The organism is Photobacterium sp. DNB22_13_2 (genome assembly GCF_052873915.1).
This window is the reverse complement of record NZ_JBNNXU010000002.1, coordinates 464,900-479,519: the sequence shown is the minus strand read 5'-3', so window position 1 is coordinate 479,519 and position 14,620 is coordinate 464,900. Positions and strand designations below refer to the sequence as shown.

At 44.3% G+C, this 14,620-nt stretch carries 9 protein-coding genes; 8 read left to right on the top strand and 1 reads right to left on the bottom strand.

What is annotated here, in order from left to right; genetic code table 11:
* Together ACVA58_RS05345 and ACVA58_RS05340 are read left to right on the top strand one after the other, a co-directional pair.
* Entirely contained in the window at positions 1-2,166 is a 2,166-nt protein-coding gene (locus ACVA58_RS05345) for a glycoside hydrolase family 3 N-terminal domain-containing protein (RefSeq protein ID WP_446509394.1), read from the top strand.
* Between the two features lie 156 nt (positions 2,167-2,322).
* Entirely contained in the window at positions 2,323-3,075 is a 753-nt protein-coding gene (locus tag ACVA58_RS05340; RefSeq protein ID WP_446509393.1) for a helix-turn-helix domain-containing protein, read from the top strand.
* A 28-nt stretch (positions 3,076-3,103) separates the two neighbouring features.
* Here the strand turns inward: ACVA58_RS05340 and ACVA58_RS05335 are convergent, their stop codons facing one another.
* Complete coding sequence (locus tag ACVA58_RS05335) at positions 3,104-3,961, bottom strand: helix-turn-helix transcriptional regulator (RefSeq protein ID WP_446509392.1); 858 nt, start codon at positions 3,959-3,961, stop codon at positions 3,104-3,106.
* A gap of 211 nt (positions 3,962-4,172) precedes the next feature.
* Between ACVA58_RS05335 and ACVA58_RS05330 the strand changes: the two genes are divergently transcribed.
* The 6 genes from ACVA58_RS05330 to ACVA58_RS05305 all read left to right on the top strand — a co-directional run bounded on the left by ACVA58_RS05330 (position 4,173) and on the right by ACVA58_RS05305 (position 14,593).
* Positions 4,173-5,948: a solute:sodium symporter family transporter gene (locus ACVA58_RS05330; protein ID WP_446509391.1), complete on the top strand. Its 1,776-nt coding sequence runs from the start codon at positions 4,173-4,175 to the stop codon at positions 5,946-5,948.
* 76 nt (positions 5,949-6,024) lie between these two features.
* Positions 6,025-7,641 carry a sulfatase-like hydrolase/transferase gene (locus ACVA58_RS05325; protein ID WP_446509390.1) on the top strand — a complete coding sequence of 539 codons (1,617 nt, stop codon included), beginning with the start codon at positions 6,025-6,027 and terminating at the stop codon, positions 7,639-7,641.
* A gap of 102 nt (positions 7,642-7,743) precedes the next feature.
* Positions 7,744-8,421 carry an SDR family oxidoreductase gene (locus ACVA58_RS05320; RefSeq protein WP_446509389.1) on the top strand — a complete coding sequence of 226 codons (678 nt, stop codon included), beginning with the start codon at positions 7,744-7,746 and terminating at the stop codon, positions 8,419-8,421.
* Between the two features lie 120 nt (positions 8,422-8,541).
* The gene (locus ACVA58_RS05315) at positions 8,542-10,359 is read left to right on the top strand and encodes an ABC transporter ATP-binding protein/permease (protein ID WP_446509388.1); all 1,818 of its coding nucleotides are present in this window, start codon (positions 8,542-8,544) and stop codon (positions 10,357-10,359) included.
* Positions 10,360-10,491: 132 nt separating this feature from the next.
* Positions 10,492-11,295, top strand: a complete 804-nt coding sequence (locus ACVA58_RS05310) for a MetQ/NlpA family ABC transporter substrate-binding protein (RefSeq protein WP_446509387.1) — start codon at positions 10,492-10,494, stop codon at positions 11,293-11,295.
* A 340-nt stretch (positions 11,296-11,635) separates the two neighbouring features.
* Positions 11,636-14,593, top strand: coding sequence for a bifunctional diguanylate cyclase/phosphodiesterase (locus ACVA58_RS05305; protein WP_446509386.1), 2,958 nt, complete (start codon positions 11,636-11,638; stop codon positions 14,591-14,593).
* The last annotated feature ends 27 nt before the right edge of the window (positions 14,594-14,620 follow it).

Here is a 14,620-nt window from a genome sequence, read left to right as displayed (position 1 = left end):
ATGACTATACCGGACTATAAAAAGCCTGATTTACCTATTATGGCTCGCGTTGAAGATTTACTTAATCGCATGACGGTCTCTGAAAAAATAGGCCAGCTTTGTCAAACCCCAATGCGTAATTACGAACAGCGACGCGACGAACATTTGGAAGCGGTTCGGCATGGCCGTTTTGGCTCAAGAATTCTTGCCGATACCGCATGGGCTGGTAATGCGCCTGCTGAAGTTGTAGACCCGGTACAACTCAACGAAATACAGCGAGCAGCGGTAGAAGAAAGTCGTTTGGGGATCCCATTGATTATTGCTCGGGATGTCATCTATGGTCAGCAAACCGTTTTGCCGATCCCGTTGGCTCAAGCTGCATCTTGGAATCCAGTTTTGGTGGAAGAAGCATACCGCTGTGTAGCGACAGAAGCGGCATCACTGGGGATACATTGGACTTTTGCTCCGATGCTGGATATTGTTCGTGATCCGCGTTGGGGAAGGGTGATCGAGAGCAGCGGTGAAGACCCATACCTCAGCAGCCAGTTTGCTGGTGCGGTCATTCGTGGCTTTCAAGGGAATGACACCTCTGAGTCAGGCTCTTTACTGGCCTGTGCCAAACATTTTGTGGGTTACGGTGCGGCAGAAGGGGGACGTGATTATGATACGACCGAGATCACCGACAATACGCTCCATAATATCTATTTACCGCCGTTCAAAGCGGCACTTGAGAATGGTGTTGCGACCTTGATGTCTGGCTTTAATGACCTAGGCGGTACACCAGTTTCAGGGAGTCAGAAGCTGATCCAGGGCTGGTTGAAAACAGACCAGCAATTTGACGGTATGGTGGTAAGTGATTGGGGCTCTATTTCTGATTTGAATTACTTCGGGGTGGCTGATGATCTTGCTGATGCCGCGGCGCAAGGCCTTAATGCGGGTGTGGATATGGCCATGACCTATGAAGTTTATGATGAGAATCTCGCTCAGCTACTTGAAAATGGTCGTATTGATGAAGCGAGGCTTGATGATGCTGTCAGCCGTGTTCTGACGGCTAAGTTCAGGGCTGGTTTGTTTGAAAAGCCTTATGTTGATGAGGAATGGCACAAAACAACACTGCGCGCTGATGATCATGTCGATAAAGCTTTGGAGCTGGCTGAGCAGTGTATTGTGATGCTCAAAAACCGTGAACAAGTTCTTCCACTGTCAAAAAAAGGACTGAAGCTTGCTGTGTTGGGTCCTCATGCTCATTCACAGAGGCAGCACCTTGGCTCTTGGTGTCTAGACGGGAAGGCTGAAGATGTGACCTCCATCTTTGCAGGAATTGTTGCTGCGGCACCAGAACTTGAGGTTATTACTGAATCAGCGGCATTTAGTGATGAAATGGTTGAGCAGGCTCATCGCGCTGAAATTGTGGTTCTCTGTGTCGGTGAAAGTCATCGCCGCACAGGTGAGGCAAGAAATGTAGCCGAATTGGCACTCCCTGCTGGGCAGGAAGAGTTAATCGCTGCGATTGGTAAGACGGGTAAACCGATGATTGTGGTTCAGTGTACTGGGCGTCCTTTACCTTCACCTGCGACGGAGCAATATGCCGATGCACTTTTGTATGCATGGCAGTCAGGGACAGAAACCGGTAAGGCTGTGGCGCGTATTTTGTTTGGCGATAGCTCACCAAGCGGTAAATTACCGATGACTGTCCCTCGTTCTACGGGGCAAATCCCAATTTATTACGCTAGGAAACCGATAGGAAAGATGCGTGCTTTTCAGGAATATATGCCCTATAAAGATCAGCATGATACGCCTCTGTATCCATTCGGTTTTGGTATGACGTATACCATATTCTCTTACTCTGATGTTAACGTACTGAAGCCTGTAGTATCTGGGCAAGATAATCAAACGGTTTCAGTCACTGTTACTAATACAGGTAAAGTTAAAGCGTCCGAAATTGTTCAGTGTTATATTCGCCAGAATGTTGCCCGTAATACGCGTCCTAATCGGGAGCTGAAAGACTTCAGACGTATTGAGCTTGATCCCGGTCAGTCGAAAGAAGTGTCCTTCACCTTAACTCCTGATAAATTGCGTTATTTTTCAGATGATGTAGGTTTAACCTTATCATCTTCTCGCATTGACGTTTTTGTGGGTGAGAGTTCGATTACGCAGAACAGCGGTTATTTTAATTTAACCATTTAGTGGTGGCTTTTTATTGCAATCATCAATTTTCATATTTGTATGTGGCAATTGATCACTTAATGTTAATCAATATTTTTTATTATTTAATACATCGAGTTGGTCACATATCAATAATATTTCTCTATAATTAAAGTTCATTTTTGGTACATTTTAAATATGAAATTTAATGAATCTGATAATTACTCAGCTCCTGCCTGCGCGCGGGGGTTCTGGGTACTGCAGTGCCTTAATACGGCAAAAAAACCGTTGACTTTGGAGCAGCTGTTTCAAGTTTCTGGTGTTCCAAAAGCGACGCTTTCGAGAATTTTAGAGACTTTATTACAGATGGAAATCCTTTATCGAAATAAAGATAAAACCTACGAACCACGCCGACAATTAACGGCAATCCATGATGAAGATATTGTAAGTTTTGAAAATTCTCTGAAGGTTGAAATGACATCCTTGAGTAAGAAATGTGGCTATACCGTTGAGTGGTATGAGTATTCAAAGAGCGGCATGGTGTTGCAGCAAAGCGTTAGCCCTGTTCAAGAGAGGAGAGTATGGGCTAAGGAAGGGTATATACGCAATTGGATAGGTGAGGTCGATGCAGTATATATTGTTGGTAAAGCTTTTTCGGAAAGCTTGCTAGTCAAAAATGAAACCTCTTGGCGATACGGACCCAAAGGAGTTAGAAACGTAATCAGTAACAAAGAAGAAGCGATCAAAGTTTCTCTGGCAAAAGAGAATGGTTACCATATTGACCTCATGTTTAACGAAAATGGCGTCCGGCGCAGTGCCGTTGCTCTTTCATATCATGATCGGGTTAGAGGGGTGCTTGCGATCGCCGAGTGTTGGACACCTTCTATAAATATTGAAGAGAGTGATGCGGTAAGCCACCTGAAAACAATAAGACAGAGATTTACATCATGAGTCTCCCTGTAACCTATTCCGACAGTGTTTACTCAGGTTCAATAGCGATTAACTGTTGTGCGGCATGTGTTCGGGGGGCAACGCAGGAAGGAGAGTATCCAAAGCGTTTCTTGAAGATATTGCTGAAATGAAAAGCGTCAGAGAACCCAAGGTCATAAGCGATTTGTGAGACTGATTTGTTCCCTCTTTTCAGAACACTCAAGGCGATATCTAGTTTGAGCTGAAGGTAATATTCTTTCGGTGATCGGCCTGTATGATTTAGAAATAGCTTTCTTAAATGCTGTTCACTACAGCCAATAAATGTTGCCATTGATTTCACATGCCAATTTTCAGAAAGTCTATGGTGCATTTCTTCTATGACTAACTTGACCTTATCATATGACTTAGAACTTTGCTCATTGTTTACCGTTAGAAGCCACTCGTAAAATATCTTATTGAATAATGCAGCTGCATAATATTTGTATGTATCTTTCTGTTTTTGAAGAGAATTAATGAGTTCTTCGAATTGAATTTCGAAATGCCTATGATTATCAACTTGGATCACTTTCTGTTTCGGTATATTCATTGAGGCTTTTTCCTCAATGAATATTTCTATCCAATATAGTTTCCAAATAAAACCATCACACCAGTAGCAATTTATTGTTTTAGGATCGAGGAAAATTAAGCAGTTACCACGGATCTGAATTTTATCACCACTTTTTAACTCTATAATTCCATTGCCTTTTTCAGTGTAAACTACAACGAGGGTGTCATCGGATATTGGTAGCCGTCTGTCGCGGGGCCAATTGTTAATGTAGCTCTCATCGCCAATCACATCCCAAAACGAGCGAATGCCAACACTGCTGAAGCTCACATTTCTAGTAATAACTAATGGTTGATTCTTCATAGTTTCGTTTTTTACATGGATTGGTTCGTTAAGTACATCTAATAATGTATGAATTTAAATTATATTCACAGTTGAAATTTAGATGTAAATAATATTTGTGATAGCGATCAATATTAAGAGTTGCTTTTAACAAAGTAATAATTTGCATGAAGATAGAACATATTAAAAGCGTATAAGAATAAAAAACGCCACCTACATGGAGAGTTTACACATGATAGCAATGAGCTCGTTCATATTATTTACCTTGTTGGTTGCTTTAATATCATATAAAGCAACCAAACAAGAAAACCTTAAACAATCAACAGGATATTTTTTAGCAGGACGGAGTTTACCGTGGTTTGTTATAGCTGGTTCGCTATTCCTGACCAACATATCGGCAGAACAGTTGACAGGGCTAAACGGTAACGCGTTTGCTAATGGTGCCAGTGTGATGGCATGGGAAACCGTTGCTGCAGTGACAATGATTATTTTGGCCGTTGTTTTTCTACCAAGGTTTCTCAAAGGAGGAGTAGCTACTGTTCCTCAGTATTTGGAAGCGCGCTACGGTAAGCGGATGCGTTCGGTGGCGTCATTTATATTCATTTATGCCATCGTGATCGGGTTCCTCCCTTTTGTATTGTACGCAGGAGCCATTACTCTCGGCAAACTGTTCGGTGTGGCTGAAATCCTTGGTGTCAGTGAAACGGCAGCGACCTGGGTTATGGTCATAGGGCTAGGCTTTATCGGTGGTATCTACGCAGTATTTGGTGGACTTAAGGCTGTCGCAGTATCAGATACTGTCAATGGTGTTGGTTTGCTCTTCGGTGGATTTCTTGTGCCTATTTTGGCGCTGTATCAACTAGGTGATAGCAGTGTGGCCGAAGGATTCAATATTCTTATAACAGAGTCTCCTGAGCGAATGGCTGCTGCTGGTGTAGGTGATGGTGCAGCAGTTCCCTGGCACACTTTATTCTCCGGTATTTTATTAATTAACTTGTTCTACTGGTGTACGAATCAGGCAATAGTACAGCGTTCGCTGGGGGCAAAAAATTTATCGGAAGGCCAAAAAGGTGTATTAGCCGCTGCGGCAATGAAAGTACTAGGAGTTGCTATGCTGGTTCTCCCCGGGATTATTGCATGGCACATGCACCAAAAAGGCATGCTTACCATACCGAGCCGTGGTTTTACTGATGCTGGTGAGGCAATACTGGCTAAAGATATGGCGTACCCAACCTTAGTACGCGAGGTCATGCCATCATGGTTAACAGGTTTCTTCGGAGCCGTACTGTTTGGTGCTGTGATGAGTTCTTTTAATAGTGGCGTAAATAGCCTATCGACCCTTGTCAGCTTGGATATTTACAAACAAATTATTAACCCTAAGGCTGATGATTTAAAAGTGGTAAGAATGGGGAAAATTTTTGGCGCTGTTACTATTGCTATCTGTGTTTGTATCGCCCCATTTATTGCCCAGTCTGATGGGCTTTATACCTTGATGAGAACCATCATGGCTGTTATCAATGTGCCAATCTTAACTGTGATTTTAGTTGGCATTGTTTCTAAACGAACCCCTGCATTGGCTGCTTATATCGCTTTGCCAATAGGTATGCTGTCTTTCTATATCGCCCATTTCGTACTTAAAGGTGACTTTGGTTTCGTTCAAGTTCACTGGCTCCACCTTGTTGGCCTAAATTTCTTATGGATGATTAGCATTATGATGGTGGTTCGTTTTCTCAAGCCGATGGCTCAACCTTATCAGCAAGTCTATACCAATCAAGTTGACGTGAAGCCTTGGAAATACGCTTCTCATGCCAGTTGGGCAATCATTGGCTTATTGGCTTTGCTATACACCGTATTTTCTGAAATTGGCATACTTGGTGAACAGGGAAGTGCCGGAAAAGTTATGGCTGTGCTTTCTCTTGTCGCCGTATGTTGTTTTGTTATAAATCGGGCATTGCAACGTCACAATACCAAGAGTGCTTCAACAGCAGAGGTAGCCAGAGAAGTATAGTTTCTGGCAAATACAGGCAGGGATATAACCCTGCCTGCTTCTTTATTTAATCACTTTGTTAATGTGAGAATAAAATATGTCGTCTTTTGAATATTCAGGTCTGAGGAATAAATTCCTGAACCCAAAGTTGCGTCAGGGAAGTTATCGCGTCGACTCTGCTATTAAAAAACATAATATCGTCTTTATCACGGTCGATATGATATCTCCTGATTGTTATTTTGATACAAGACCGCTTTCCAAGGTCATCAATACGCCTAATATTGATTCGATTGCGGCAGAGGGAACGCGATTTAATCGAACTTATACCACAAGCCCTCTGTGTGGCCCAGCAAGAGCCGCTATGTTTACAGGGATGCACCCTCCTTATTTGACCAATGGTGAACGTGCCCCTTGTGGTTCTCAGGTCGATCTGGGTGTAGACGACGTTATTTTTCAAGATTATTTGAAATCAGAAGGGTATGTACTCAAACACTCAGGGAAGTGTCATGTCGGGGTGGATAAGTTTATTCGTACTTTTGGTGAAAACTTACATGCCTGGGATCGGTGGGGTCCACCGGTTGCCGACGATGATAGGTATCTGGAATACCTTGATGCATTGAATGTACAACCTCCGCGTTACCGCAGGGAGCTTCGTGGACTGAGGGCTGATAAACAAACGCCAGCTAATTCTTTTGGCGGCTGGATAGAGCAGTCTGATGGGGCTGATTTTCCCAAAGATGCCCATTATTCGACGTTTCTTGCGGATCTGACTATCCGACAGATAAAAGCAGCTAGGAGGCAGGAGCCTAACCGTCCTTTCTTTGCCCAATTGGACTTCTTTGACCCTCACCAGCCATATTCCATCCCGAGTGGGTTTGAGTCTCGCTATGAAGAAATAAAGCGGTCAGTTAGATTGCCAGCGAGTTATGCTGAATTGCAGGAAAAAGACACGCTGCCGGATAACCCAATCTATCCGTTATACAGAAAGTATTGGGGGATGTACGATGAAGAGACAGTGATCGATTATATTGCGGGTCATCTGCTACAAGTTGAGGTTATTGACTATGCTGTCGGCCGCCTAGTGGATTATCTAAAATCGGAAGGGCTGTGGGATGATTGTGCCATTGTCTTTTCAGCAGATCATGGTGATATGAATGGTCGCTTGGGAATGGCTGACAAAGGTGTGTATTTTCAGCCTGATATTTTTTCAATTCCGCTTTATGTCAAACCACCTAAGGCCTATTTGCCGATATTAGATACAGTAGAAACGGTGTGTTCGGCATTGGATATTGGTCCAACACTGTTGGCATTCGCCGGTGTTGAAAAGCCTAGCCACATGGAAGGTTGCAATTTGATGAGCCTAGCCAAAGGCGAAGCAAGGGAACCGTTGGTGCAAGTCTTCCAGACCGGTATGCATGTGGGAATGAATTTAGGTGCTGCCATCAGATTGGAACTGTCCGGAAAGGAATGGTTCTATGGCTATAATGCATCTACTGGTTATCAAGAGTTGTATGATGTTGATGCTGACTTACAAGTTAACCTGTTTTATGAGGAACAAGGGGAGGCATTACGGCCTGAGCTTGTCGCTCAAATGGCCAACGTATTGAGTTCCGATGTTCGCTGGCGGGGATATTGGGCTTCATATCGCCTACATAATATGGAATATCTATCTGATGATAATGGTACAGATATGCAAATGCTAAAGCCTGTTTAGAATGAAGTGTGGTTACGTAAAAATACTCTCGTATTCTTTTATCTAAATTAATATGACAGACTGGTAAGCAGCCAGAGTTAAGGATTACTAATAGGGATAAGAATGAAGCGTGTACTAATAACAGGGGCTACCAGCGGTATTGGTTTCGAGCTAACCAAAACGCTGTGTGAGAAAGGGTATTTTGTTGTTGCGTCAGGGCGAAATAGTGACAAGCTGGCAGAGCTTAGCAATCTAACTGGTTGCCACAAGATCCAGGCTGATCTGAGCGATCCACAGCAACCCCTTGAACTTTTCGCGAAAGCGGTTGAAAAACTCGGTGGATTAGATGTACTGATTAACAATGCTGGGATGAACTCACGTAAATGTGGAATTGATGAATTCACAGTGGAAGAATTCGACCACCAGTACGCTGTTAATTTGAGAGCGCCGGCTTTGCTCAGTCGTGAAGCATTGAAAGTGATGAAACTTGCCAAGAGTGGTCAAATCATCAATGTCCTCAGTACTGTCGCTAAGCGTTCAAATGAAACAATGAGTGTGTACACGGCAATGAAGCAAGGGTTAGCGGGGTTTAGTGCGATCCTCATGAAAGAGGCACAACCTCATGGCATTAAAGTAACCTCGTTATTCCCTGGCGGTACCGATACTAACTTTAGGGAAGCTGAACGCCCTCAATATATGCACCCGAAAAGTGTGGCCGAGACGATTGCCGTGCTGTTGGAGCTACCGCAAGATGTGGTGATGCATGAGATGGTGTTTAGGCCACCGGTAGAGGTAGAGTAAACATAGGGAAGCAAGCCTCAGGATAAAAGCTGGGGCTTTTTTATCTTGCCTGAATATTCATAGCTATAACTACATGCACTTAGTGATAAGCTAGCCATATGGAAAGCAAAAGGCATGTCTATGGAAACGTCTAGTCAAACATCTTCAAGCCGCAGCAATAAAAATCAAACGTTGAACCCAAAAGATCAGCGAAAAAGCCTCGGTATTTTACTTGAGCTGGTGAATTTTGTTCAGCCATATCGAGGGCGGGTACTGGCAGCATTGGTGGCACTGATATTCACAGCCTCTTTGACGCTGTCAGTCGGCCACGGTGTACGAATATTGATTGACGAAGGCTTCTCTCAACAGTCGACCCAACAGCTGGGCAATGCTATCCAGTTTATCCTAGTTGTTACTGTACTCATTTCTGTCGGGACTTTCTTTCGCTTTTATTTGGTCTCCTCGGTGGGGGAGCGAGTCAGTGCCGATATTCGGCTTGCGGTATTCAATCATGTCATCTCCTTGCATCCCAGCTACTTCGAAACCAATGGCAGCGGCGAGATCATGTCGCGCCTCACTACTGATACCACTTTGCTGCAGAGCATTATAGGTTCATCTTTTTCAATGGCGATGCGCAGTGCACTCATGTGTGCTGGTGGTATCGTTATGCTCTTTGCCACTAACATAAAGTTGGCGTTAATTGTGTTGGCATCGGTACCGTTTGTCTTGGTGCCTATCCTCGTTTATGGGCGACGTGTTAGGGCGTTGTCGCGTCAGAGCCAAGATTCTATGGCGGATGTGGGTAGCTATGCGGGTGAGGCGATTGAGCACATAAAAACAGTGCAAAGCTATAGCCATGAAGAGCAAGAAAGGGCTTCTTTTGCGACGGAAGTCGAGAAGGCATTCGACATCGGCCGCCAGCGGGTTATGCAGCGTGCGATTTTAATCTCTGGTGTTATCGTGATTGTGTTCAGTGCGATTGCTGGCATGTTGTGGGTTGGCGGCAGTGATGTCATCAATGGTGTGATGTCGGCCGGTGACTTAGGGGCGTTTGTCTTCTATGCCATTATGGTCGCTTCTTCACTGGCCACTATTTCAGAGGTTATGGGTGAATTACAACGCGCTGCTGGGGCAACAGAAAGGTTGGTAGAGCTACTCCATGTTGAGAGCCATATTATCGCGCCTAGTCACAGTGTTACCTCTGCCGAGGATATTTCTGCCGAGGCCATATTTGAGGATGTGACATTTAACTATCCCTCAAGACCAGATCAGGCAGCCATAAAGCAGTTAACGCTAACAGCTGAAGAGGGGAAAGTGCTCGCGTTGGTTGGTCCGTCAGGTGCGGGTAAGACAACCTTGTTCGAATTATTGCAGCGCTTTTACGATCCGCAGTCAGGCAAGGTGACATTAGGCGGTATTGATATTCGCCAGTTCGATCCCAGCAAGCTACGTCAACAAATGGCGTTGGTGCCACAGCAGCCTGCACTGTTTAGCCATAATGTCTTCCACAACATTCGCTACGGCAATCCGCAAGCAACCGATGAGCAAGTGATAGAGGCTGCGAAAAAAGCCCACGCTCATGACTTCATTATGAATTTGCCTGATGGGTATGACAGCTTTCTTGGTGAACGAGGAGTCCGGTTATCAGGAGGACAACGCCAGCGAATCGCGATTGCTAGGGCGATTTTAAAAGATCCCAAAATCTTGCTACTTGATGAAGCGACCAGTGCGCTAGATAGTGAAAGTGAATACCATGTTCAGCAGGCACTCGAGGAGCTGATGCGTGGCAGAACCACGCTCATTATTGCTCACCGACTTTCAACTATTCAGCATGCCGATCAAATAGCCGTATTTGATCAAGGGCGCTTGGTTGATATTGGTGACCATCCATCATTAATGCAAAGTAGTGAGTTATATCAACGTTTGATAGAGCTTCAGTTTAAACATATGAGAGGCTAGTAACTGAGTATGCCTTATTGGAATAACTCATTATTGATAGCTCTATGTTAGGTTCAATTAAGTGTTTGAATTATAGATAACGCTCTATATTATGGACGTATGGATGTCCAAGTTAACTTACAGGGAAGAAGCATGAAGCAGTATACCAAGCTAAAACGATGGGCCATTGCGGCTGTTGCATTGTTAGGATTGACGGCTTGTGGACAGGAAGAAGCCTCAGTCATAAAAATTGGGGCAACGTCGGGACCTCATGCTCAGGTTGTTGAAGCTGTTGCGATTGAGGCGAAGAAGCAAGGCTTGGAGATCGAAGTCGTTGAATTTTCTGATTACATCACGCCGAATGCCGCTTTGGCTGATGGGAGTATTCAGTTAAATAGTTATCAGCATCTTCCGTTTTTGCAGAGCTTCAATAAGGGCCACAACAGTAACTTAGTTTCCATCGGCGAGTCGATCCTGATGCGAATGGGTGTTTACTCCAATAAATACCGCTCTCTTGCAGAACTACCAGACAACGCTCAGATTGCTATTCCAAATGATCCGACTAATGGTGGCCGTGGTCTTCTACTGTTAGAAGAGGCAAAGCTTATTACGTTGAAGCCTGATGTTGGATTTACCGCAACGTTGCATGACATTGCTGATAACCCAAAAGGCTTTCGATTTATTGAAGTCGAGGCAGCCCAATTACCACGCAGTTTGGATGATGTAGACGCAGCCGCGATTACCATGAACTACGTAATGTCTGCCGGGCTTAATCCACAAGAGCAGGGACTATTCCTTGAAGCGAAAGACGCGCCACTGGCGGTGATGGTGATCGCCGCCCGTGATGAAGACAAAGACAACAGTACTTATCAAAAGCTCGTCGGTATCTTTCAGTCCCAACCGATAAGAGACTTCATGCAGGAAACCTTCAAGGGGACGATTGAACCTGCGAGTTAAGCGGCTATTTTATCTCGTAATCTAGGTCTAATATGAAAAACCGGAGTGTCATTGATACTCCGGTTTTTATTGAGAGGTTGATTACCGTTCGCCAGTATGAATGAGAGCAAAGAGGGCAGTCGTTAAGCTCTATTACAGAGTCAACACTCTAAGTCGCATGTTATGTAAACGACAGAAGTACATTAGGGTGATGTTAATCAATGTTTTGTAGATATCCCTTTTATGAATGCTCAAGCTTGCTTTTATCTTGCGGGGGTATGGGGTAAAGTCCGCACGGGTGAAATGATAGTATTATTACCAAGACAACTGAAAAATGCCGTTGGTAATAATTAAAATGCTGATGGATTACAATAAAATCAATAGCTTTAACCAACTTAGCGGAAACCAGCTCTTTGAGGCGATTGGCCAGAGTTTGTACGAGGCCTATGCAGTAGATACCATCCTCATTGGTTCCATAAGCGAAGATGGTGAAGGAGTACATACTCTCTCAAGCTGCTTTCAGGGTGATGCAGGAGAGGGGCATTATTTTCCGTTAATGGAAGTGCCCGAAGCTAAAATCGTCGAGAGTGAGCGGCCGCTCATTATTCCTAGTGCCTTTGATAAGAGGTACCCTCTATACTCGCATAAACATACCGAGACAGCAGAAACCTTCATTGGTATTCCTCTTTTTGCTCGCAACCATCAGTTAGTTGGTGTTATTTCCTGTCTATTCAAACGACCTTTCTATTCGATTGATGCTTTGCTTGAGTATTGCAATACGTTCTTGACGTATCTTGGCTACGAAGTCGGCTACGAAGCTCTGTTGCTGCGTCAGTCACAGCTGAAATGGCAACTGGAAGAAGGTCAAAAAGTCGCAAAAGTTGGCTGCTGGAGTTGGAATCTTCAAGAGCATTGCTTTGAATGGAGCAAAGAGGTCTATCGAATATATGACATTAAAGATGAGTCGTTATTGCCGACGTTATCTTTACTCTCTGCGTTAATTCATCCAGAAGACCGAGAATGGGTACTCGATACGCTGTATCGGTCGATTGAAAATGATGCGGTCAATTACAATTTGGTCCACCGAGTTCAGCTCTGGGATGGCACCATTAAGTATCTACGCAAACGGGCTGAAGTGATACGTGATAGTCGGGGGCAAGCTGTTGAAATGCGAGGCACGGTCCACGATGTCACCGATGTTTATCAAATTTCAGCCAAATTGAATAAAGCCTCTCGTCAACTGACAACGACCTTCAATTCTGTGGAAGAGGGTATTTGGGAATTTGATCTTGAACGTAGAGAGATTGCGACCTCAGCCAAATTCTGGCATTTATTAGGTCGTGAAAAGCCGAAACAGGGCGACGATCTTGAACTGTGGCTATCGTGCATTGTTGAAGAAGACAGAGACGAAGGCGTTGATTACTTCGATCGTTTTATTCAGCAGCAGCATGCTTCAGTGTTTCAATTTGAGTTTCGCTTAAAAAACAGTAGTCGCGTTGCGCTAGATGGCAATGAATGTTGGTTAACCGTAAAGGGCAGTGTTGTCGCTCGGGATGACAACGGAAAACCAACCAAAGTCGCGGGTATTCAACGCGATATCACCCATATTATCGAAGCAAAACGGCAACTGGATCGGGCTCAGGTGGTGTTTGATAATACCTCTGAGTGCATATTGATCACCGATAGAAAAAACAAAATCATTTCAGTCAATCGTGCATTCGAGGAAATAACGGGTTACCGCGAGAAAGAACTGCTTGGCTTGTCACCTAGTGTACTGTCATCGGGGATCCATGATACCAAGTATTATCAGTCCCTTTGGCATACTCTGAACAGGCATGGGCACTGGAAAGGCGAGGTCTGGAACCGGCGCAAGAATGGTGAGATCTATCCAGAAGAAATGTCTATCAATGTGATCCGTGATGACAATGATGAAATTGTTAATTTCGTGGCAGTATTCCGTGATATAAGTCATTGGAAAAAAGCAGAAGAGCAGCTGACTTTTTTTGCTTATAAAGATCCGCTTACCGGCCTTGTGAATCGTCGCAGTTTTATTCAACGAGTGAAAAAGCATATCGCTTCTATCGATGACAAACGGGCTCAAACTTTCTCGCTATTGTTCATTGATATGGATGACTTTAAGTCACTCAACGATCTTTATGGTCATGACTTTGGCGATAAAGTATTGGTTCACATTGCCGGCTGTCTCAAACACGTATTTCCGGTTGCAGACAATATCTGCCGGTATGGTGGTGATGAATTTTGTGTTCTGCTGCCTGAAACGACTTCCGGCGCAGCAAGGGTATGGGGAGAGCAGGTCGTTGACCGTGTGGCGGAAGCGTTTGTACTCGATGACATCGAAGTGAATACCACTGTCAGCATCGGGATCTCGACCTATCCCGAGAGTGGAGAAACCCATAGCGAACTGCTTAAGAACGCTGACTACGCCATGTATAACATGAAAGGACAGGGGCGAAATGGGGTCTGCCAATATGACAGTGCATTACAATATGATTATATTGAAAAATTGAAAATGCGTGATCGGCTCAAGAAGGCGATTTCCGACGAATTGCTTACGGTCTATTACCAACCAGTTGTCGATGCGCGCACTGGGAAAATTAGTCGATTTGAAGCCTTGATCCGATGGCATGATGAGATTGAAGGGTATATTTCTCCCTCTGAGTTTATTCCTATTGCCGAGCGCTATGGCCTGATAAGGCCGTTGGGGGCTTTTGTTCTACACCAAGTATGTCACGATCTTAAACAGCTGCATCTAGCCGGTTTTTCTGATGTGACTATGAGTATTAATCGCTCGGTGAAAGAATTTATCGGCAGCAACGGCCTTCCTCCCATATGGGAGATCATTGAATCTTATGACTTGCCTCTGTGTTCTATCGTGGTGGAGATCACTGAGTCAACAGCGTCGAGCGAAAGTAGTGATATTCAATCGTTGTTGTCATCGTATAAGCAAAGAGGAATCGAAATTGCCCTGGATGATTTTGGTACTGGCTACTCTTCCTTGAGCTCGGTGGTCGATCTTCGGCCGAATATTATCAAAATAGATCGTAGTTTCATTGAGGGAATCGACAAACAGGATAACCGAACATTGGTGTCCTTGATCATAGATTTGAGCCATAAACTGGGTATTCAGGTGGTAGCCGAAGGTGTCGAAACGCGACAACAGATGGATATCTTACGCGAAATGAATTGCCATTTTATCCAAGGATTCTTCTTTAGCCCTGCAGTGCCGCTTACAAGATGTTTCTCTATCCTTGAGAAGCAACCATTGGATGATGTACTGCTCAAGTCGGCTGTCAAGTAATATTGGCTTGGATTTGATGAGCTTAAC

Bases quoted from the DNA above. Each gene is read 5' to 3' on its own strand.
- ACVA58_RS05305 (WP_446509386.1), top strand. From the start codon at position 11,636: ATGGATTACAATAAAATCAATAGCTTTAACCAACTTAGCGGAAACCAG.
- ACVA58_RS05320 (WP_446509389.1), top strand. From the start codon at position 7,744: ATGAAGCGTGTACTAATAACAGGGGCTACCAGCGGTATTGGTTTCGAG.
- ACVA58_RS05335 (WP_446509392.1), bottom strand. From the start codon at position 3,961: ATGAAGAATCAACCATTAGTTATTACTAGAAATGTGAGCTTCAGCAGT.
- ACVA58_RS05310 (WP_446509387.1), top strand. From the start codon at position 10,492: ATGAAGCAGTATACCAAGCTAAAACGATGGGCCATTGCGGCTGTTGCA.
- ACVA58_RS05345 (WP_446509394.1), top strand. From the start codon at position 1: ATGACTATACCGGACTATAAAAAGCCTGATTTACCTATTATGGCTCGC.
- ACVA58_RS05315 (WP_446509388.1), top strand. From the start codon at position 8,542: ATGGAAACGTCTAGTCAAACATCTTCAAGCCGCAGCAATAAAAATCAA.
- ACVA58_RS05325 (WP_446509390.1), top strand. From the start codon at position 6,025: ATGTCGTCTTTTGAATATTCAGGTCTGAGGAATAAATTCCTGAACCCA.
- ACVA58_RS05330 (WP_446509391.1), top strand. From the start codon at position 4,173: ATGATAGCAATGAGCTCGTTCATATTATTTACCTTGTTGGTTGCTTTA.
- ACVA58_RS05340 (WP_446509393.1), top strand. From the start codon at position 2,323: ATGAAATTTAATGAATCTGATAATTACTCAGCTCCTGCCTGCGCGCGG.